A 19,615-nucleotide genomic window follows, 5' to 3' on the forward strand; every position below is an offset into this window, starting at 1 on the left:
GCCACAGGGGGTTATTGAGGAGCTCGCATGACCAAACAACACGCCTTTACTCGGGAAGACCTGCTGCGCTGCAGTCGCGGTGAGCTGTTCGGCCCAGGTAATGCGCAACTGCCCGCCCCGAACATGCTGATGGTCGATCGCATCACCCACATCAGCGAAGAAGGCGGCAAGTACGGCAAAGGTGAATTGGTCGCCGAGCTGGATATCACCCCGGACCTGTGGTTCTTCGCCTGCCACTTCGAGGGTGACCCGGTGATGCCAGGCTGCCTGGGCCTCGACGCCATGTGGCAACTGGTCGGTTTCTTCCTCGGCTGGCAAGGCCTGCCAGGCCGTGGCCGAGCGCTGGGTTCGGGCGAAGTGAAATTCTTTGGCCAGGTACTGCCCACCGCCAAGAAAGTCACCTACAACATCCACATCAAGCGCGTCCTGAAGGGCAAGCTGAACATGGCCATCGCCGATGGCTCGGTCAGCGTCGACGGCCGCGAGATCTACACTGCCGAAGGCCTGCGGGTCGGCGTGTTCACCTCCACTGACAATTTCTAAGGGTTATTCGCATGCGCCGCGTCGTTATCACTGGTCTGGGCATCGTTTCGTGCCTGGGCAATGACAAAGCTACCGTCACCGAAAACCTGCGCAACAGCCGTCCGGGTATCCGTTACAACCCGGAATACAAGGAACAGGGGCTGCGTAGCCAGGTTTCCGGCTCCATCGACCTCAACCTCGAAGAACTGATCGACCGCAAGGTCTACCGCTTCGTCGGTCACGCCGCGGCTTACGCCTACCTGGCGATGCAGGATGCGATCAAGGACGCCGGCCTGACCGAAGAACAGGTTTCCAACCCCCGTACCGGTCTGGTGGCCGGTTCCGGCGGCGCCTCGACCCTGAACCAGATGGAAGCGCTGGACACCCTGCGTGAAAAAGGCGTCAAGCGCGTCGGCCCCTACCGTGTGACCCGCACCATGGGCAGCACCGTATCGGCGTGCCTGGCCACCCCGTTCAAGATCAAGGGCATCAACTACTCGATCTCGTCGGCCTGCGCCACCTCGGCACACTGCATCGGTACCGCCCTGGAGCAGATCCAGTGGGGCAAGCAGGACATCGTCTTCGCCGGCGGCGGCGAAGAAGAGCACTGGAGCCAGTCGTTCCTGTTCGATGCCATGGGCGCCCTGTCGACCAAGCGCAACGACACCCCGGAACTGGCCTCGCGCGCCTACGACGCTGACCGTGATGGCTTCGTCATCGCTGGCGGCGGCGGCATGGTGGTGGTCGAGGAGCTGGAACACGCCCTGGCCCGTGGCGCCAAGATCTACGCCGAGATCGTCGGCTACGGCGCGACTTCCGATGGCTACGACATGGTCGCACCGAGCGGCGAAGGCGCCATCCGCTGCATGCAGCAGGCGCTGTCCACCGTCGACACCCCGATCGACTACCTGAACACCCACGGCACCTCGACTCCGGTCGGTGACGTCGCGGAGATCAAGGGTGTTCGCGAAGTGTTCGGCGACAAGGCGCCCAAGATCAGTTCGACCAAGAGCCTGTCGGGCCACTCCCTGGGCGCCGCCGGCGTGCACGAGGCGATCTACTGCCTGCTGATGATGGAAAACAACTTCATCGCCGGCTCCGCCAACATCGACGAGCTGGATCCAGAGGTCGCCGACCTGCCGATCCTGCGCAAGACCGAAGAAAACGCCAAGATCGACACGGTCATGAGCAACAGCTTCGGCTTCGGCGGCACCAACGCCACCCTGGTGCTCAAGCGCTGGGAAGGCAAGTAAGACGCTGATGCGGTAATCGAAAACGCCCCGACTGGTTCGGGGCGTTTTCGTTTGTATGGGTCAGTGCCCCGCGAAAGCACCGGCACAGACCACCATCATTTGTTGCCGGGCAGCACCGCCAGGAAATTCTCCCGCGCGACCTTGATCGCCACGTCTTCCGGCAACGCGTCCAGAAACGGCTCGAACCCGCGCATCTGCTCGCCCACGCTAGCGAAACGCCCCACCACGTCGGAACCCAGCATGAAACGCTCGGGGTACTTCTCGACCAGCGCCAGCCACTCTTTGCGCGGCTCACCTTGCTTATCCAGCAGGTAGGGCTGGAGCACGCTCCAGGACAAATCGATATACAGATTTGGATAATCCTCCAGCAAGCGAGTCAACACCGGCAGCAGGAAATCCATCTGCGTCTGGTGCCGATGGATCTCCAGGCTGCTCCCGGCATGAGCCCAGATGAAGCGAGTATGCGGATGGTTACGTAGAGGCTCCTCGATCTCGGCCAGGTACAACGGATTGCGCTCACGCTTGGAGGTGATGTTGGAGTGCAGCAATACCGGCAGGTCACGTTCAGCGGCCAGGTGGTAGATGCGGGTCATGGCCTCATTGTTGGCGCGCGGTGTATCACCACTGGTGAGGGCGGTCAGGTCATCATGGCGGGTGAACACCTCGCCGATGCCCTGCCAAAGGCCAGGGTACAAATCGAGCATCCGCTCGATATGGCTGACAGCGTTCTTGTCCACCGGATTGAAACCACTCAGAAACGGGTGAAAGCGCCGGCGCTGTTGCTCAGGCAGCTTTTCCAGTGCGGCCGCCACATAGACATCGGTGGCGCTGTACCAATATGCATCGGCATCGTCTCCGGCGTAATAGCGTGGGCGCTTGGGTTCGTCCTCGTGCCACTTCTTGGCCACCGGGATACCGGAAATCATCGACTGTTCCACGCCAGCCTCATCCATGGCCTGAATCAGCGCAGGCATGCCTTCGGTTTCCTGGAAGAAGTCCACGTAGTGCAGGTGGGCGTCACTGTAGCGGTACTCGCGGGCCTGTGCGGCTTGGCACATCCAACCGCACAACAGCATGCCAGCCAGTGCTTTGACGATCATCGGAGCGTTCCTTGTGGTGGCTTTGAACAAGGTAGACCCAAGCCCAAGCGCAACGGTTCAGCATTGCCTGGCAACCCGCTATGCTGGGTGCATTTCCTCCCTGTTGGAGCCCACCATGAGCAGCCCACTGGTCATCCACCCTCGTGTCGAATCGGTCGAGGGCCAACCGATCCTGCGCCCGCTGCCTTCGGCCCAGTGCCGGAGTGTCGGCCCATTCGTGTTCTTCGATCACATGCTCGAAACCGATTACGCACCCGGCCATGGGATGGACATCCGCCAACACCCCCATATCGGCCTGTCGACCCTGACCTACCTGTTCGAAGGGACGATCCTGCACAAGGACAGCTTGGGCTCGGCGCAACATGTGTTACCCGGGGATGTGAGCTGGATGACAGCCGGCAAGGGGGTCGCGCACGTCGAGCGCACCCCAACCGACGCCCTGACCCACGGCTCTCGCCTGCATGGCCTGCAGGTATGGCTGGCGTCGCCACGGGAATTCGAACAAGGCGAGCCCAGCTACAGCCATCATCCGGCGGCGAGCTTGCCGGTCAGCGAGAACCTGGGGGTACGCATCTGCATGATCGCCGGCAATGGTTTCTGCCTGGAGTCGCCCGTACCGGTGCTCTCCCCTACCCTGTACGCCCATGTGCAGATGCAACCTGCCACTACGCTCCTGGTGCCTTGCGAACATCCACAGCGGGCACTGTACCTGCTCGACGGCGAACTGGTGCTCAATGACGAGGAGATCGAAGCCTGTAGCCTGATCGTGCTGCCTGAAGGCGAGCCAGTCAGCCTGTATGCCGAGGGGGAATGTCAGTTGGTGTTGATCGGCGGCGCGCCGCTGGATGGGCCGCGGAGGATGAACTGGAACTTCGTAGCCAGCGATCCGGAGTTGATCGAACAGGCCAGGGCGAGGTGGGCTGCGGGGGATTGGCCTGGCGTTCCAGGAGAGTCTTCGAGAATCGAGTTGCCTCGCTGAACAGGGGCCGCTTTGCGGCCCCTGGTTGCATCAGCGCTGGAACACTTCAGTCAGCAGGTTGTGCATCGAGCGGAACGCTCGCTCCGACGTGCGGCGGTCATACTGCATCTTGCCCGGCACATTGGCGTTCGGATCGGTGAACGAATGCACCGCACCGCCATAGCTGAGCAGCTGCCAGTCGACCTTGGCAGCATTCATCTCGTCCTCGAACGCCGGCAGTTGCTCCTTGGGCACCAACGGGTCGGACGCACCATGCAGCACCAACACCGAGCCTTTGATGCGCTTGGCGTCCTCAGGGTTCGGCGTATCCAGGGTGCCATGGAACGACACCGCCGCCTTCAGATCAGCACCGTCACGTGCCAGCTCCAGGGCACAGCAGCCGCCGAAGCAGAAGCCGAACGCAGCGACCTTGCCCGGCTCGAGCAATGCCTTGGACTGCCCCAGCAACTGCGCGAGGGCCTCCTGCATGCGCTTGCGCAGTTCACCACGGTCATTCTTCAACGGCATCATCGCCGCACCGGCTTCATCGGCATTGGACGGACGCACCGATTGCCCATATAGATCGGCAATCAGTACCACATAGCCCTTTTCCGCCACTTCCTTGGCAATGCGCTCGGCACCTTCACTGATACCCATCCAGTTCGGAGCCATCACCAGGCCCGGCTGCGGCATCGAGCCGGGGGTATAGACCAGGCGACTCTCGTAGGTCTTGCCGGACAGGTGATAGATCAACGATTCGACGATTACCTTGCTCATCAAGCACTCCTTAGGCGCGGTTCTTTCAACAGGCAGCCATGAAAAAAGCCCGCCGAAGCGGGCTTTCCATTTCTACTCAAGCAGACAGTTCGACCAACAGCTTGTTCAGGCGACGAACGTAAGCCGCCGGGTCTTTCAAGCTATCACCGGCCGCCAGCGCCGCCTGGTCGAAGAGGATGTGCGACAGCTCGGCGAATCGGTCTTCGCTCTGCTCGTTGTCCAGCTTCTCGATCAGCGGATGGGTCGGGTTGAATTCGAAGATCGGCTTGGAGTCCGGCACTTTCTGACCGCTCGCCTCGAGGATCTGGCGCATCTGCACGCCCAGGTCCTGTTCGCCGATCGCCAGAATCGCCGGGGAGTCGGTCAGACGATGGGAAACACGCACTTCGGCGACAGCCTCACCCAGCGCACCCTTGAGGCGCTCGACCAGGCCTTCTTTTTCCTTGGCGACTTCTTCCTGGGCCTTCTTGTCTTCTTCGGAGTCCAGGTTGCCCAGGTCCAGGTCGCCGCGGGCGACGTCGACGAACTGCTTGCCGTCGAACTCGCTCAGGTAGCTCATCAGCCACTCGTCGATGCGATCGGTCAGCAGCAGGACCTCGATGCCTTTCTTGCGGAAGACCTCCAGGTGCGGGCTGTTCTTGACTTGAGCGTACGATTCGCCGGTGAGGTAGTAGATCTTGTCCTGGCCTTCCTTGGCGCGCGCCAGGTAATCGGCCAGCGCGACGACCTGCTCGCCGCTGTCGTCCTGAGTGGAGGCAAAGCGCAGCAGCCCGGCGATCTTTTCCTTGTTGGCGAAGTCTTCGGCCGGACCTTCCTTCAATACTTGGCCGAAGTTCTTCCAGAAGCCCTTGTACTGTTCAGGTTCGTTCTTCGCCAGCTTCTCCAGCATGTCCAGTACGCGCTTGGTCAGCGCCGATTTCATCGAATCGATGATCGGATCCTTCTGCAGGATCTCGCGAGATACGTTCAGCGACAGGTCGTTGGAGTCGACCACGCCCTTGATGAAGCGCAGGTACAGGGGCAGGAACGACTCGGCCTGGTCCATGATGAACACGCGCTGCACGTACAATTTCAGGCCACGTGGCGCTTCGCGCTGGTACAGGTCGAACGGCGCGCGGGCGGGGACGTAGAGCAGCGAGTTGTATTCGAGCTTGCCTTCGACCTTGTTGTGGCTCCAGGCCAGCGGGTTTTCGAAGTCATGACCGATGTGCTTGTAGAACTCCTGGTATTCCTCGTCCTTGATTTCGGTACGCGGACGGGTCCACAGCGCACTGGCGCGGTTGACGGTTTCCCACTCTTCGGCCGGTTGCTCTTCGCCTTCGGCGGCCGCCTGCTCTTTGGGCAGCTGGATCGGCAGGGCGATGTGGTCGGAGTATTTCTTGACCACGTTGCGCAGGCGCCAGCCATCGGCGAACTCCTGCTCATCCTTTTTCAGGTGCAGGACGATGCGGGTGCCGCGTTGCGCCTTGTCGATAGTGGCGACTTCGAATTCACCTTCGCCCTTGGACGACCAGTGCACGCCCTCGGCAGCCGGCTGACCGGCACGGCGGCTGTATACGTCGACCTTGTCGGCGACGATGAACGCCGAATAGAAGCCCACGCCGAACTGACCGATCAGGTGCGAGTCCTTTTTCTGGTCACCGGTCAGGTTCTTCATGAAGTCGGCGGTGCCGGACTTGGCGATGGTGCCCAGATGGGTGATGACGTCTTCGCGGCTCATGCCGATGCCGTTGTCCTCGAGGGTCACGGTACCGGCGTCCTTGTCGAAGCTCAGGCGGATCTTCAGATCGGTGTCGCCCTCAAACAGCTCGGGCTTGGCCAGGGCCTCGAAGCGCAGCTTGTCGGCGGCGTCGGAAGCGTTGGAGATCAGCTCGCGAAGGAAGATCTCCTTGTTCGAATACAGGGAATGGATCATGAGGTGAAGCAGTTGCTTCACCTCGGTCTGGAAGCCCAGGGTTTCTTTTTGAGTCTCCACACTCATGGTCTTCAAAACTCCAATCTGATGGCAGTGATCGCCTGCGGCCGCAGCGGCCTGCTTTAACGGCGGGATGTCATGCAGATGGGGGCTGCCCCGACGATTTCAAGGGCTTTTGCGGCTCGATCTTGAAATGCGCCCGTGCCGTGGCGATCGGCTCCTGGGATTCGCCCTGCCAGGCGGTGACGGCGACATTGGTCACGCGCCGGCCTTGGCGCCACAACTGGCACTGGGCGTAGGTGTCTCTCAGGTGGCCGGCGCGCAGGTAGTCGATGGAGAAATCGATGATCTTGGGAATGCTCACACTGTCGCTGTAGATCAACAGATACAGTTCGGCGGCAAGCTCCATGAACCCCGCGATCACGCCTCCGTGCAGGGCCGGCAGCAACGGGTTGCCGACGTTGTCCGGACTGGCTGGCAGGCGGAACAGCAGGTCGTCGCCCTGGCGCTGGCATTCGATACCGATCAGACCCGCATAGGGGATCAACGCCAGCAGTGGCCGGTAGTCACCCTTGGCATGGGCCTGGTTGAGCTGTTGGCGTAACGCTGCGTCCATCATGCGTCATCCTCCTTGAGCCGCGCGCCAAAGCCGAGTCCGCCGCGCACGTCCTGGCCCAGGCGCATGAAGGTGCCGACCACCTGGCAGACTGGGCGCGCCGGGTCATCCTGGTAGGCACTGCCGCGCGTGAAGATCACATCTCGGGTCACCCGATAGCAATGGGCATGGGCGAAGATATCCTTGCCCTGCTGCGCGGGGTGCATGAAATCGATACGCAGGTCGAGGGTCGGGCAGACCTCGAAACGTGGCAGCGCACACAGTGTGGCCATGCCGCAGGTGGTATCCATCAGGGTGCTCAGGGCGCCGCCATGCACAGCGCCGGTCTGCGGATTGCCAACGATATGCGGCGACCATGGCAGCACCAGGGTCATGCCGTCGGCATCGGCGTGGGCTACGCGCATGCGCAGTAACTGACAATGTTTCAGTGCACCGAGAAATCGCTCGGCCATGGCCATCAAACTTGTTGTATTCATGCGGACACTTCCCTGGTTGCATCGGACCCTGCTTACGAAGCTGCATAAAACCTGAAAAAAGTCTATATAGGATAGGACGTTATATATTTGTAATTTTTCCGGAACTAATGCCGTATCCTATAGCTCCAAGGATCAAGTCAATTATTCCACCAAGGAGAAACACCCCATGCGTAAACCTTTTGCTTTTGCTCTGATGCTGGCCGCTGCCATGGGTCTGGCCGCTTGCGATAAAGCGAGCGAAGACAAAGCCCAGGACGCACAGGAACACGCCGAGCAGGCCCAGGAGAAGATGGGTGAAGCTCAGGATAAAATGAACGACGCTGCCAAGGAAAACGCCGAAGCCGCCAAAGATCAGGCTGAAGCTGAGCAAAAAGCTGCCGAGGAAGCTGCTCCGGCAACGCCAGCTCCAGAAACTGCCCCGGCCGAGCCTGCCAAGCAGTAACAGAGCGCCGCACAAAAAACCCGACTCAGGTCGGGTTTTTTTATGCCTCGGGTATTTCGGTTAAACGTTTCAGGCATTGCTACCCGCGGTATCGCGCGGTACATCCGATACATGTTCCGTCGGCGTGAATACCATCACTTCCAGCACATCGGAATGAAACTCACGGCGATACAGGATCAGCACTACCCCAACACTCACCACCATGAACAACCATGGGCTGATGAACCAGGTCAACATGGCCATGCCGAAGTAGTAAGAGCGCAAACCGAAGTTGAACTGGTTAGCCGCCAGCGACAATACTCGCGCCGCCCGCGAGGCGAATGCCTTGCGCTCCAGCTCATTGACCAAACGCTCGCCAATCATCGGTGCAGACCCCACCAGCACTGCAGCGAAATTGTATTGACGCATACACCAGCTGAAGGTGAAGAAGGCATAGACGAATACCATGGCCAGGCACAGCAACTTGATCTCCGACATACCCTGCGAAGCCTGCTGCACCAAAGGCAGGTCCGCCAGCAACGACAGCGCCCGGTCGGATGCGCCCAGCACCGTAAGGATACCCGCCAGGATGATCAGGGTGCTGGAGGCGAAGAACGAAGCGTTACGTTCGAGGTTGCCTATCACGCTGGCGTCGGCGATACGGTTGTCACGCAGCAGCATGCGGCGCATCCAGTCCTCTCGATACAGATGCAGGACGCTGGCCAGGCATGCCGTGTCGCGGCCTTTCCAGATGGCGTAACGGGTATACCCGCCCCAACACAGGGCGAACCAGCAGACGGCCAGGAAATTGTGGAGGTTGCTTTGGATGAAGTTCATGCAGGATCCTCGAGGGTCAGGCGCACATATCGACGAGTGACCGCCTTTCGACGTTTGATGAAAGCAAAAGGCACAGACCTGGCGAGAAATTTCCAAGGGCGCCTCGGATGTCCCCACAGCCCCTCCGCTCATCCGTGAAGAACCAAAAAAAACCCCGTATCCTTGCGGATACGGGGTTTTTCGCATCGAGACCCTCGCTAGCTGCCCTACGGCTTGTGGCCGACAGCTAGCGTTGGCTTCAACACATCAGGCCAACGCTTCGCGTGGCTTGCCAAGCATACGGTCGCACGCCACAGCGCCAACCAGGGTCACCACCGAAGGCACCAGCCAGGCCAGGCCTTGGTCACTCAGCGGCAAGTGCGCCATGAAGTCCGGCAGCACGTGGGCGATGTCGCTGCCCTTGATGGCATCGACGATACCGAACAGCAAGGAGACCAGCATCACCGGTGCAAGGATGCGCGATGGTGAGTTCCACAGGTCTTTGACGAAACTCAGCCCGACGACCACGATGCACGGCGGATAGATCGCGGTGAGGACCGGAATCGAGAACATGATCAGCTTGGTCAGACCCAGGTTGGAGATCAACAGCGAGAAGCCGGCCAGAATCACCACCAGTGTCCGGTACGACAGCGGCAGCATCTGGCTGAAATATTCGGCGCAGGCACAGGTCAGGCCAACGGCCGTCACCAGGCAGGCCAGAGCGATCAACACGGCCAGGAAGCCGCTGCCCAGCGAGCCGAAGGTGTGCTGCACGTAGGCATGCAATACCGCCGCGCCGTTGGTGGCACCGGCTGCGATTTCATGGCTGCTCGACCCCAGGCGGAACAGGCTGATGTACACCAGCGCCAGGCCGACACCGGCGATCAGGCCGGCGATGATGGCATAGCGGGTGATCAGCTTCGGCGACTCCACGCCCCGCGAACGGATGGCGTTGACGATGACGATACCGAATACCAGGGCACCCAAGGTATCCATGGTCAGGTAACCATCGGCGAAGCCCTTGGAGAACGCGGCGGCGGCATAGGCCGGCTGCGCCTCGCCGACGGTCCCAGCCGGCAGCATGAAGGCCGCGATGCCGAGCACCGCCAGGGCGATGATCTTCAATGGCGCGAGGAAGCGCCCCACGGTGTCGAGCAACTTGCCAGGATACATGGACACCGCCAGTACCACGGCGAAGTACACCAGGCTGTAGATGAACAGCGCGGTCGGGCTTTCGCCGGTCAACGGCGCGACACCCACCTCGAAGGACACGGTCGCGGTGCGCGGGGTAGCGAACAGCGGACCGACCGACAGGTAGCACACTGCTGCCAGCAAGCCACCGAAGAACTTGCCAATCGGGCTGCTCAAGGCATCCATACCGCCACCGACCTTGGCCAGGGCGACCACTGTGATGACCGGCAAGCCGACCGCGGTCACCAGGAAGCCGAGTGCGGCCATCCACACGTGGGGACCGGACTGCAGGCCGACGATGGGCGGAAAGATGATATTGCCTGCACCGACGAAAAGCGCAAACGTCATAAAGCCAAGCGCCAGGATATCCTGGCCTTTCAGAACTTTCATTTAGGGTAGTACCACACTGCTGAAATCGGGATTCGAGAGGGGATTTCCCCATGGGTGGGGGAAATGCTGCCCGGCTTGGTGAGCCAGACCCGTTTAGCGTGTCGTTCCCTTTTGGGGCACGGGCACAGAGTGAACGCGTAGATTAACCGTTTTACTGGACAAACGCACTGCAACGGACCCGCTTGTCCGATGTATGACTATGTTTGTCGTCTGTGCAACCGAAGACGAGCGTCATTATTGAAGGACTCAGCAGCTCCGTCTCTCAGAAAATTCCTATTAAGCCCATCGAAAAAAGCTAGGCCAACCTCCCCCCCCAGAAACGACAAAGGCCACCCGAAGGTGGCCTCTGTGCGCGTGGGGGGTATTGCAGTGTTACTTCTTGACTTCCCAGCCAGTCAGCTCAGCCAGAGCCTTGCCGATGTCAGCCAGGGAACGCACGGTCTTCACACCAGCGTCCTGCAGGGCGGCGAATTTCTCGTCCGCAGTGCCCTTGCCGCCGGAGATGATGGCGCCAGCGTGGCCCATGCGCTTGCCCGCAGGTGCCGTAACACCGGCGATGTACGAAACGACAGGCTTGGTGACATTGGCCTTGATGTAGGCTGCAGCTTCTTCCTCGGCCGAACCGCCGATCTCACCGATCATGACGATCGCTTCGGTCTTCGGATCTTCCTGGAACAGCTTCAGGATGTCGATGAAGTTCGAGCCTGGGATCGGGTCGCCACCGATACCGACGCAGGTCGACTGGCCGAAGCCGGCGTCGGTGGTCTGCTTGACTGCTTCATAGGTCAGGGTGCCGGAACGCGAGACGATACCGACCTTGCCTGGCAGGTGAATGTGACCTGGCATGATGCCGATCTTGCACTCGCCTGGGGTGATCACGCCGGGGCAGTTCGGGCCGATCAGGGTCACGCCCAGTTCGTCGCACTTGACCTTGGCATCCAGCATGTCCAGGGTAGGAATGCCTTCAGTGATGCAGACGATCAGCTTGATGCCGCCGAAGGCCGCTTCCAGGATCGAGTCCTTGCAGAAAGGAGCCGGAACGTAGATGACCGAAGCGTCGGCGCCGGTGGCTTCTACCGCTTCTTTCACGGTGTTGAACACTGGCAGACCCAGGTGAGTGGTGCCGCCCTTGCCCGGAGTCACGCCGCCAACCATCTTGGTGCCGTAGGCGATGGCTTGTTCGGAGTGGAAAGTACCCTGCGAGCCGGTGAAGCCCTGGCAGATGACTTTGGTGTCTTTATTGATCAGGACGCTCATTACTTGCCCTCCGCAGCTTTGACAACTTGTTGAGCAGCGTCGGTCAGGCTGGTGGCCGCAATGATGTTCAAACCGCTTTCTGCCAGTACTTTAGCGCCCAGTTCGGCGTTGTTGCCTTCGAGGCGAACGACCACCGGAACCTTGACGCCGACTTCTTTCACTGCACCGATGATGCCTTCGGCAATCATGTCGCAGCGAACGATGCCGCCGAAGATGTTGACCAGTACGGCCGCGACATTGCTGTCGGACAGAATGATCTTGAACGCTTCGGTAACGCGTTCTTTGGTAGCGCCGCCGCCAACGTCGAGGAAGTTGGCTGGCTTGCCGCCGTGCAGGTTGACGATGTCCATGGTACCCATGGCCAGGCCGGCACCGTTGACCATGCAGCCGATGTTGCCTTCGAGGGCAACGTAGTTCAGTTCGAACTTGGCAGCGTGGGCTTCACGGGCGTCGTCCTGCGACGGATCGTGGAAGGTCTTCAGCTTAGGCTGACGGTACATGGCGTTGGCGTCGATGTTGATCTTGGCATCGAGGCAGTGCAGGTCGCCATCGGCCTTGATCACCAGCGGGTTCACTTCCAGCAGGGCCAGATCGTGATCCTTGAACAGCTTGGCCAGACCGACGAAGATCTTGGCGAACTGTTGAACTTGCTTGCCTTCCAGACCCAGCTGGAACGCCAGCTCACGACCTTGGAACGGCTGAGCGCCGACCAGCGGGTCGATGGTAGCCTTGAGGATCTTCTCGGGGGTTTCGTGAGCGACTTTCTCGATGTCCACGCCACCTTCGGTGGAGGCCATGAACACGATACGGCGGCTCGAACGATCCACTACAGCGCCCAGGTACAGCTCTTTGGCGATGTCAGTGCAGGACTCGACCAGGATCTTGGAAACTGGTTGACCGTTGGCATCGGTCTGGTAGGTGACCAGATTCTTGCCCAACCACTGCGCAGCGAACGCCTTGGCGTCTTCTTTGCTGCGAACCAGCTTGACGCCGCCCGCTTTACCGCGACCACCGGCGTGGACCTGGGCTTTTACCACCCACTCCGAACCGCCGATCTTGTCGCAGGCTTCTGCCGCTTGCTCAGGGGTGTCGACAGCGAAACCCTTGGAAACTGGCAGGCCGTACTCAGCGAACAGCTGCTTACCCTGATACTCGTGAAGATTCATGCTTTTTACCGTCTTCGTTAGGTACTGCGCTTCGGTGCTGCGCCAAGTTTGGCGCCGCACCACCTGTGACCGTTGACCCTGGGTTATCCCTTGTGATCCGGTCCGGCGGACGTTCCGCGGTGAGCCATGCACGCAAGACTCACGACGGGCGATCCGCCGTGGTTTTTATAATTAACGCTTCTTACGGTTGGCTACGTGAATGGCGCCGCCATTCACAGCCAGCGCTGCTTCGTGCAGCGCTTCGGACAGGGTCGGATGGCTGAAGACCATCATGCCCAGATCCTCGGCACTGGTGCCGAATTCCATCGCGATCGCACCCTGCTGCACCAGTTCGGCAGCCGATGGGCCAATCACGTGAACACCCAGGACGCGGTCGGTCTTGGCATCGGCGATGACCTTGACGAAACCACCGGTGTCGTTGGCTGCCATCGCACGGCCGCTGGCCGCGAACGGGAAGGTGCCCACGTTAACCTCAACGCCCTCTGCCTTCAAGGCCTGTTCGGTCTTGCCGACCCACGCGATTTCCGGGTGGGTGTAGATGACCGATGGGATCAGATCGTAGTTCATCTGGGCTTTATGGCCCTTGATGCGCTCGACGACCATGATGCCCTCTTCCGAGGCCTTGTGTGCCAGCATCAGACCACGGACCACGTCGCCGATGGCATAGACGCCTGGAACGCTGGTGGCGCAGTGATCGTCGACGTAGATGTAGCCACGCTCGTCGATGTTCACACCGCTGTCGGCAGCCAGCAGGTCAGTGGTGACCGGACGACGGCCGACCGCGACGATCAGCTTGTCGAAGACGATCTTCTGCTCGCCATTGGCGTCGGTGTAGGTGACTTCGACTTCTTCACCGTTGACCTTGGAACCGGTCACACGAGCGCCCAGTTTGATGTCCAGGCCCTGCTTGGTCAGGGTCTTCTGGGCTTCCTTGGAGACCGCGGTGTCGGCGGCCATCAGGAAGGTGTCCAGGGCTTCCAGAACGGTCACTTCGGCACCCAGGCGGGACCAGACCGAACCCAGCTCCAGACCGATGACGCCAGCACCGATCACGCCCAGGCGCTTGGGTACCGATTGGAATTCCAGAGCGCCGGTGGAGTCGACGATGACGTTCTGGTCGACCGGAGCCGGTGGAATGTCGATCGGACGCGAGCCCGAAGCCAGGATCACGTTCTCGGCTTCGATGACTTCGGTGGTGCCGTCAGCCTTGGTGACTTCGACTTTCTTGCCAGCCAGCAGTTTGCCGTGGCCCTGGATCGAGGTGACGCCGTTGGCCTTGAACAGAGTGGCGACGCCACCGGTCAGGTTCTTCACGATGCCGGCCTTGCGGCCCACCATCGCGGCGACGTCCATCTTCACTTCACCAGTGGAGATGCCGTGGACGTTGAAGCTCTCTTTGGCTTCCTTGTATTTCCAGGAGCTGTCCAGCAGCGCCTTGGAAGGAATGCAACCCACGTTCAGGCAGGTACCGCCCAGGGCCAGCTTGCCCTCGGCGTCGGTGTACTTCTCGATACAGGCAGTCTTCAGACCAAGTTGTGCGGCCTTGATAGCGGCAACATAGCCGCCGGGACCTGCACCAATCACCACTACATCGAATTTCTGGGTCATAAAAGATTCCTTTTTAGCTTCAAGCGGCAAGCTGCAAGCCGCAAGGCCGGCACGCCTTCACTCGAAGCGTGCCGCTTGCAGCTTGCAGCTGCGCGTTTAGATGTCCAGCAGCAGGCGGGACGGATCTTCCAGCAGGTTCTTGATGGTGACGAGGAAGGTCACGGCTTCCTTGCCATCGATCAGACGGTGGTCGTAGGACAGCGCCAGGTACATCATCGGGCGAATGACCACTTGGCCATTGATCGCCATCGGGCGCTGGATGATGTTGTGCATACCCAGGATGGCAGCCTGTGGCGGGTTGACGATCGGGGTCGACATCATCGAGCCGAATGTACCACCGTTGGTGATGGTGAAGGTACCACCCGTCATTTCTTCGATGGCCAGCTTGCCGTCACGGGCCTTCTTGCCGAAGGTGGCGATGCCGTTCTCGATTTCGGCCAGGCTCATCGACTCGGCGTTACGCAGGACCGGTACCACCAGGCCACGATCGCTGGACACGGCAACGCCGACGTCGGCATAACCGTGGTAGACGATGTCGTTGCCGTCGATCGAGGCGTTGACAGCCGGGAAGCGCTTCAGTGCTTCGGTGGCGGCCTTGACGAAGAACGACATGAAGCCCAGGCGTACGCCGTTGTGGGTCTTCTCGAACAGGTCCTTGTACTTCGAACGCAGGGCCATGACTTCGGTCATGTCGACTTCGTTGAAGGTAGTCAGCATGGCCATGCTCGACTGGGCTTCGACCAGACGCTCGGCGATCTTGGCACGCAGGCGGGTCATCGGCACACGCTTCTCGGTGCGATCGCCGGCAGCGGCGACGACTGCAGCGGCAGGAGCGGCAGCTGGCTTGGCAGCCGGGGCCGGCGCGGCTTTCTTGTTGGCGACGGCAGCCACCACGTCTTCCTTGGTCACACGACCGCCTTTGCCGGTACCGGCAACGGTAGCCAGGTCGATGCCGTTCTCTTCAGCCAGCTTGCGCGCAGCTGGAGCGGCGACCGGGTCGTCTTCACCCGCGTCGGCAGCAGCAGCGGCAGCCGGGGCAGCAGCGGCCGGGGCAGCAGCAGGAGCGGCGGCAGCGGCGCCGCCTTCAACGATCGAACCCAGCACTTCGTCGGACAGGACGGTGTCGCCCTCGCCCTTGACGATTGCGCCCAGCACGCCATCGGCGGTGGCCAGCACTTCCAGGACGACTTTGTCGGTCTCGATGTCGACGATCAGCTCGTCACGCTTGACGGCATCGCCCGGCTGCTTGTGCCAGGTGGCAACGGTGCCGTCGGCAACCGATTCCGGGAAGGTTGGGGCTTTGATCTCGATAGCCATTATCAGTGTTTCCTTAAATTCGGTTTCAGGTGCGCGAAGGCGTTAGACAGTAAAGGCGTCTTGCAGCAGTTTTTCCTGCTGTTCGGCGCTCTTCGATGCGTAACCACATGCAGGCGCGGCAGAAGCGTCGCGGCCGGCGTATTCCAGGACCAGCGCCTTGTCGTGGCGGCCCAGGATTCGGCGCATGTGGTGCTGGCTGCTGTACCAGGCACCCTGGTTCATCGGTTCTTCCTGGCACCAGACCGCATGCTTGAGGTTGGTGTACTGCGCCAGGATTTCGACCAGATCGTCCTCAGGGAACGGATACAGCTGCTCGATACGCAGGATCGCGATGTCTTCGCGGCCTTCGGCACGGCGTTTTTCCAACAGGTCGTAGTACACCTTGCCACTGCACATGACCAGGCGTTCGACCTTGGCCGGATCGATCGCGTCGATTTCCGGAATGACGGTCTGGAACGAGCCTTCGGCCAATTCTTCCAAGGTCGAGATGGCCAGCTTGTGGCGCAGCAGCGACTTCGGCGTCAGTACGATCAGCGGCTTGCGCAGCGGACGGATGACTTGGCGACGCAGCAGGTGGTAGATCTGTGCCGGCGTGGTCGGTACGCAGACCTGGATGTTGTGCTCGGCGCACAGCTGCAGGTAACGCTCCAGACGCGCGGAGGAGTGCTCCGGACCCTGGCCTTCATAGCCGTGAGGCAGCAGCATGGTCAGACCGCACAGACGGCCCCACTTGTGCTCGCCGCTGGTGATGAACTGGTCGATCACCACCTGGGCACCGTTGGCGAAGTCGCCGAACTGGGCTTCCCAGATCACCAGCGCGTTCGGCGTGGTGGTCGAGTAACCGTATTCGAATGCCAGAACGGCTTCTTCCGAAAGGAAGGAGTCGTACAGCTCGAACTTCGGCTGGCCCGGGAACAGGTTCTGCAGCGGCACGTAGGTGCTGGCGTCCTTCTGGTTGTGCAGCACCGCGTGACGGTGCGAGAAGGTGCCACGACCGATGTCCTGGCCGGTCATGCGGATCGGGTGCCCTTCGAACTGCAGCGTGGCGTACGCCATGGTCTCGGCGTAACCCCAGTTGATCGGCAAGCCACCGGCCTGCATCTTCTGACGGTCTTCGTAGATCTTGGCGACCTGACGCTGGACGACGAAGCCTTCCGGCAGCTCGAGCAGCTTGGCCGACAGCTCCTGCAGGGTCTTGAGGTCGAAACGCGTGTCGTGGCGCGCGGTCCAGGCGTGGCCCAGGTACGGACGCCAGTCCACGAACAGCTCACGGTTCGGCTCCTTGACCAGGCTCTTGACCACGTGCAAACCGTTGTCCAAGGCGTTGCGGTACTCGTCGATCTTCGCCTGGGCGCGCTCGGCGTCGATGCGGCCGGCCTGGATCAGTGCCTCGGCGTACAGCTCACGGGTGGTGCGCTGCTTGCTGATCTGCTGGTACATCAACGGCTGGGTGCCGTTCGGCTCGTCGGCCTCGTTGTGGCCGCGACGGCGGTAGCAGACCAGGTCGATGACCACGTCACGCTTGAACTGCATGCGGTAGTCGATGGCCAGCTGGGTCACGAACAGGACCGCTTCCGGGTCATCGCCGTTCACGTGCAGGATCGGCGCCTGGATCATCTTGGCAACGTCGGTGGCGTACTCGGTGGAACGCGAGTCCAGCGGGTTGCTGATGGTGAAACCAACCTGGTTGTTGATCACGATGTGCACGGTACCGCCGGTCTTGAAACCGCGGGTCTGCGACATCTGGAAGGTTTCCATGACCACGCCCTGGCCGGCGAATGCAGCATCGCCGTGGATCGAGATCGGCAGCACCTTGTCGCCGACGGTGTCGTTGCGACGGTCCTGGCGAGCACGTACCGAACCCTCCACCACTGGCGAAACGATTTCCAGGTGGGACGGGTTGAACGCCATGGCCAGGTGGACTTCGCCGCCTGGGGTCATCACGTTGGAGGAGAAGCCCTGGTGATACTTCACGTCACCGGAGCCCAGCTCGTTCATCTTCTTGCCTTCGAACTCGTCGAACAGCTCGCGCGGGTTCTTGCCGAAGGTGTTGACCAGGACGTTGAGACGGCCACGGTGGGCCATGCCGATCACAACTTCCTTGGTGCCATACGAACCGGAGCGCTGGATCATTTCGTCCAGCATCGGGATCAGGCTTTCGCCACCCTCGAGGCCGAAACGCTTGGTGCCTGGGTACTTGGTGCCCAGGTATTTCTCAAGGCCTTCGCCAGCGGTCACGCGCTCGAGCAGGTGGGTCTGCACGTCGGCGGAAAACTCCGGACGACCGCGCACGCTTTCCAGGCGCTGCTGGAACCAGCTGCGCTGCTCGGAATCGGTGATGTGGGTGAACTCGGCGCCAATGGTGCGACAATATGTCTTCTGGAGCGCCTCGAAAATCTCACGTAGGCTCGCTTCCTCTTTGCCGATGAACAGGTCGCCGGCACGGAAAGTCGAATCAAGATCGGCATTGGTCAAGCCGTAGTGATTGATCGACAGGTCTACGGGCGCAGGGCGCTGCCACAACCCCAACGGGTCGAGCTTGGCAGCCTGATGGCCGCGCATACGATAGGCCTGGATCAGTCGCAGAACTTCAACCTGCTTCTTCTCGTGTTCACTGCTCACGCTCCCGGCAGATACCGGTTGGGCGCGGCGCTGGTTCTTTGCCAGCAGTACGAAATGGTCGCGGATTGTCGAGTGCGATACATCGGTAGCGGTGCTGCCGTCGGCGGGCAACTTCTGGAAGTAGGTGCGCCACTCTTCTGGCACAGCGTTAGGGTCGTGCAGGTAGAGCTCGTAGAGTTCTTCCACATATGCAGCGTTACCACCTGAAAGGTGGGCGCTATCCCACATGCGCTGCATCACGCTTTCTTGCATGCTTGGTCACCCTCGGTTAGGGGACTGATCGGCGAGAGCCACAGCAAACCTGGATAAGTCCGAGCAAAGCGACTGAACCACGCCACCTGGATCCTGCTGATTTTCCGGGTACCAGCCCGGAAGCCCCTGCTGGTCTCATCTTCATAGGTAATGAGCGCGGGCTTTGTGGGCCCTTGCTCGGGTTTTACCTCAGTGCGGGCTCACCACCCGCACCTTGGCATCTTGCAGGTACAACGCTTTGAATCAGGTGCCGCTCTGCAGCAGCATGTTACGTACGTGGCCGATCGCCTTGGTCGGGTTCAGACCCTTCGGGCAAACGTTCACGCAGTTCATGATCCCGCGGCAGCGGAATACGCTGAACGGGTCATCCAGGGACGCCAGGCGCTCCTGGGTCTTGGTGTCACGGCTGTCGGCCAGGAAGCGATAGGCCTGCAGCAGTGCGGCGGGGCCCAGGAACTTGTCCGGGTTCCACCAGAACGATGGGCAGGAAGTCGAGCAGCAGGCGCACAGGATGCACTCGTACAGACCGTCCAGCTTGTCGCGATCTTCAGGCGACTGCAGGCGCTCGATGGCCGGGGCCGGCGTGTCATTCTGCAGGAACGGCTTCACCTTCTCGTACTGCTTGTAGAAGATGCTCATGTCGACCACCAGGTCACGAATGACCGGCAGGCCTGGCAGCGGACGCAGAACCAGCTTGTTGCCCTTGACCACGCCCGACAGCGGGGTGATGCAGGCCAGGCCGTTCTTGCCGTTCATGTTCATGCCGTCGGAACCGCAAACGCCTTCACGGCAGGAGCGACGGTACGAGAAACCTTCGTCCTTTTCTTTGATCAGTGCCAGTACGTCCAGCACCATCAGGTCCTTGCCGCCGGTATCGACGTCGAACGACTCCATCTTGGGCGCCGCGTCGGTGTCCGGGTTGTAACGATAAACTTCGACTTTCAACATAGCAGCCACC

17 protein-coding genes are annotated in these 19,615 nt (G+C 60.8%); 4 read left to right on the top strand and 13 right to left on the bottom strand.

The window, feature by feature from the left end:
* Nucleotides 1-27 precede the first annotated feature (27 nt).
* Together fabA and fabB are read left to right on the top strand one after the other, a co-directional pair.
* Entirely contained in the window at nucleotides 28-543 is a 516-nt protein-coding gene (fabA, locus tag E2H86_RS21230) for a 3-hydroxyacyl-[acyl-carrier-protein] dehydratase FabA (RefSeq protein ID WP_008089108.1), read from the top strand.
* A gap of 11 nt (nucleotides 544-554) precedes the next feature.
* The gene (gene fabB, locus E2H86_RS21235) at nucleotides 555-1,775 is read left to right on the top strand and encodes a beta-ketoacyl-ACP synthase I (protein ID WP_133331417.1); all 1,221 of its coding nucleotides are present in this window, start codon (nucleotides 555-557) and stop codon (nucleotides 1,773-1,775) included.
* Between the two features lie 95 nt (nucleotides 1,776-1,870).
* Here fabB and E2H86_RS21240 read toward each other — a convergent pair whose 3' ends face one another.
* Complete coding sequence (locus tag E2H86_RS21240) at nucleotides 1,871-2,875, bottom strand: amidohydrolase family protein (protein ID WP_133331419.1); 1,005 nt, start codon at nucleotides 2,873-2,875, stop codon at nucleotides 1,871-1,873.
* 115 nt (nucleotides 2,876-2,990) lie between these two features.
* Between E2H86_RS21240 and E2H86_RS21245 the strand changes: the two genes are divergently transcribed.
* Nucleotides 2,991-3,854 (top strand): pirin family protein, encoded by an 864-nt coding sequence (locus E2H86_RS21245; protein WP_133331421.1) that lies wholly within the window; start codon nucleotides 2,991-2,993, stop codon nucleotides 3,852-3,854.
* A gap of 30 nt (nucleotides 3,855-3,884) precedes the next feature.
* On the opposite strand, the gene E2H86_RS21250 is transcribed toward E2H86_RS21245, so the two are convergent.
* The 4 genes from E2H86_RS21250 to E2H86_RS21265 form a co-directional block, all read right to left on the bottom strand.
* Complete coding sequence (locus E2H86_RS21250) at nucleotides 3,885-4,610, bottom strand: dienelactone hydrolase family protein (protein ID WP_133331423.1); 726 nt, start codon at nucleotides 4,608-4,610, stop codon at nucleotides 3,885-3,887.
* A 76-nt stretch (nucleotides 4,611-4,686) separates the two neighbouring features.
* The gene (gene htpG / locus E2H86_RS21255) at nucleotides 4,687-6,591 is read right to left on the bottom strand and encodes a molecular chaperone HtpG (protein ID WP_133331425.1); all 1,905 of its coding nucleotides are present in this window, start codon (nucleotides 6,589-6,591) and stop codon (nucleotides 4,687-4,689) included.
* Between the two features lie 70 nt (nucleotides 6,592-6,661).
* Nucleotides 6,662-7,144, bottom strand: coding sequence for a PaaI family thioesterase (locus E2H86_RS21260; RefSeq protein WP_133331427.1), 483 nt, complete (start codon nucleotides 7,142-7,144; stop codon nucleotides 6,662-6,664).
* Entirely contained in the window at nucleotides 7,141-7,617 is a 477-nt protein-coding gene (locus E2H86_RS21265) for a PaaI family thioesterase (RefSeq protein ID WP_133331429.1), read from the bottom strand. Before E2H86_RS21265 ends, E2H86_RS21260 begins: the two co-directional genes overlap by 4 nt.
* A gap of 166 nt (nucleotides 7,618-7,783) precedes the next feature.
* On the opposite strand from E2H86_RS21265, the gene E2H86_RS21270 reads away from it, so the two are divergent.
* Nucleotides 7,784-8,059: a hypothetical protein gene (locus E2H86_RS21270; RefSeq protein ID WP_133331431.1), complete on the top strand. Its 276-nt coding sequence runs from the start codon at nucleotides 7,784-7,786 to the stop codon at nucleotides 8,057-8,059.
* 69 nt (nucleotides 8,060-8,128) lie between these two features.
* On the opposite strand, the gene E2H86_RS21275 is transcribed toward E2H86_RS21270, so the two are convergent.
* The 8 genes from E2H86_RS21275 to E2H86_RS21310 all read right to left on the bottom strand — a co-directional run bounded on the left by E2H86_RS21275 (nucleotide 8,129) and on the right by E2H86_RS21310 (nucleotide 19,605).
* The gene (locus E2H86_RS21275) at nucleotides 8,129-8,875 is read right to left on the bottom strand and encodes a DUF599 domain-containing protein (protein WP_133331433.1); all 747 of its coding nucleotides are present in this window, start codon (nucleotides 8,873-8,875) and stop codon (nucleotides 8,129-8,131) included.
* A 246-nt stretch (nucleotides 8,876-9,121) separates the two neighbouring features.
* A complete protein-coding gene (brnQ, locus tag E2H86_RS21280) occupies nucleotides 9,122-10,435 on the bottom strand; it encodes a branched-chain amino acid transport system II carrier protein (protein WP_133331435.1) in 1,314 nt (437 codons plus the stop codon).
* 372 nt (nucleotides 10,436-10,807) lie between these two features.
* A complete protein-coding gene (sucD, locus tag E2H86_RS21285) occupies nucleotides 10,808-11,692 on the bottom strand; it encodes a succinate--CoA ligase subunit alpha (protein ID WP_004376004.1) in 885 nt (294 codons plus the stop codon).
* Entirely contained in the window at nucleotides 11,692-12,858 is a 1,167-nt protein-coding gene (gene sucC, locus E2H86_RS21290; RefSeq protein ID WP_011534748.1) for an ADP-forming succinate--CoA ligase subunit beta, read from the bottom strand. The genes sucD and sucC overlap by 1 nt, the downstream gene beginning before the upstream one ends.
* A 171-nt stretch (nucleotides 12,859-13,029) precedes the next feature.
* Nucleotides 13,030-14,466, bottom strand: coding sequence for a dihydrolipoyl dehydrogenase (lpdA, locus tag E2H86_RS21295; RefSeq protein ID WP_133331437.1), 1,437 nt, complete (start codon nucleotides 14,464-14,466; stop codon nucleotides 13,030-13,032).
* Nucleotides 14,467-14,562: 96 nt separating this feature from the next.
* Nucleotides 14,563-15,783, bottom strand: a complete 1,221-nt coding sequence (gene odhB / locus E2H86_RS21300; RefSeq protein WP_133331440.1) for a 2-oxoglutarate dehydrogenase complex dihydrolipoyllysine-residue succinyltransferase — start codon at nucleotides 15,781-15,783, stop codon at nucleotides 14,563-14,565.
* 42 nt (nucleotides 15,784-15,825) lie between these two features.
* Complete coding sequence (locus E2H86_RS21305; protein WP_133331442.1) at nucleotides 15,826-18,657, bottom strand: 2-oxoglutarate dehydrogenase E1 component; 2,832 nt, start codon at nucleotides 18,655-18,657, stop codon at nucleotides 15,826-15,828.
* A gap of 243 nt (nucleotides 18,658-18,900) precedes the next feature.
* Complete coding sequence (locus E2H86_RS21310) at nucleotides 18,901-19,605, bottom strand: succinate dehydrogenase iron-sulfur subunit (RefSeq protein WP_133331444.1); 705 nt, start codon at nucleotides 19,603-19,605, stop codon at nucleotides 18,901-18,903.
* Between the last annotated feature and the right edge of the window lie 10 nt (nucleotides 19,606-19,615).

It is taken from the genome of Pseudomonas putida (assembly GCF_004357765.1).
Taxonomy (GTDB): domain Bacteria; phylum Pseudomonadota; class Gammaproteobacteria; order Pseudomonadales; family Pseudomonadaceae; genus Aquipseudomonas; species Aquipseudomonas putida_U.

What these genes read in the sequence shown, in the direction of transcription:
- fabA (WP_008089108.1), top strand. Translation starts at nt 28, where the DNA reads ATGACCAAACAACACGCCTTTACTCGGGAAGACCTGCTGCGCTGCAGT.
- fabB (WP_133331417.1), top strand. Translation starts at nt 555, where the DNA reads ATGCGCCGCGTCGTTATCACTGGTCTGGGCATCGTTTCGTGCCTGGGC.
- E2H86_RS21240 (WP_133331419.1), bottom strand. Translation starts at nt 2,875, where the DNA reads ATGATCGTCAAAGCACTGGCTGGCATGCTGTTGTGCGGTTGGATGTGC.
- E2H86_RS21245 (WP_133331421.1), top strand. Translation starts at nt 2,991, where the DNA reads ATGAGCAGCCCACTGGTCATCCACCCTCGTGTCGAATCGGTCGAGGGC.
- E2H86_RS21250 (WP_133331423.1), bottom strand. Translation starts at nt 4,610, where the DNA reads ATGAGCAAGGTAATCGTCGAATCGTTGATCTATCACCTGTCCGGCAAG.
- htpG (WP_133331425.1), bottom strand. Translation starts at nt 6,591, where the DNA reads ATGAGTGTGGAGACTCAAAAAGAAACCCTGGGCTTCCAGACCGAGGTG.
- E2H86_RS21260 (WP_133331427.1), bottom strand. Translation starts at nt 7,144, where the DNA reads ATGATGGACGCAGCGTTACGCCAACAGCTCAACCAGGCCCATGCCAAG.
- E2H86_RS21265 (WP_133331429.1), bottom strand. Translation starts at nt 7,617, where the DNA reads ATGAATACAACAAGTTTGATGGCCATGGCCGAGCGATTTCTCGGTGCA.
- E2H86_RS21270 (WP_133331431.1), top strand. Translation starts at nt 7,784, where the DNA reads ATGCGTAAACCTTTTGCTTTTGCTCTGATGCTGGCCGCTGCCATGGGT.
- E2H86_RS21275 (WP_133331433.1), bottom strand. Translation starts at nt 8,875, where the DNA reads ATGAACTTCATCCAAAGCAACCTCCACAATTTCCTGGCCGTCTGCTGG.
- brnQ (WP_133331435.1), bottom strand. Translation starts at nt 10,435, where the DNA reads ATGAAAGTTCTGAAAGGCCAGGATATCCTGGCGCTTGGCTTTATGACG.
- sucD (WP_004376004.1), bottom strand. Translation starts at nt 11,692, where the DNA reads ATGAGCGTCCTGATCAATAAAGACACCAAAGTCATCTGCCAGGGCTTC.
- sucC (WP_011534748.1), bottom strand. Translation starts at nt 12,858, where the DNA reads ATGAATCTTCACGAGTATCAGGGTAAGCAGCTGTTCGCTGAGTACGGC.
- lpdA (WP_133331437.1), bottom strand. Translation starts at nt 14,466, where the DNA reads ATGACCCAGAAATTCGATGTAGTGGTGATTGGTGCAGGTCCCGGCGGC.
- odhB (WP_133331440.1), bottom strand. Translation starts at nt 15,783, where the DNA reads ATGGCTATCGAGATCAAAGCCCCAACCTTCCCGGAATCGGTTGCCGAC.
- E2H86_RS21305 (WP_133331442.1), bottom strand. Translation starts at nt 18,657, where the DNA reads ATGCAAGAAAGCGTGATGCAGCGCATGTGGGATAGCGCCCACCTTTCA.
- E2H86_RS21310 (WP_133331444.1), bottom strand. Translation starts at nt 19,605, where the DNA reads ATGTTGAAAGTCGAAGTTTATCGTTACAACCCGGACACCGACGCGGCG.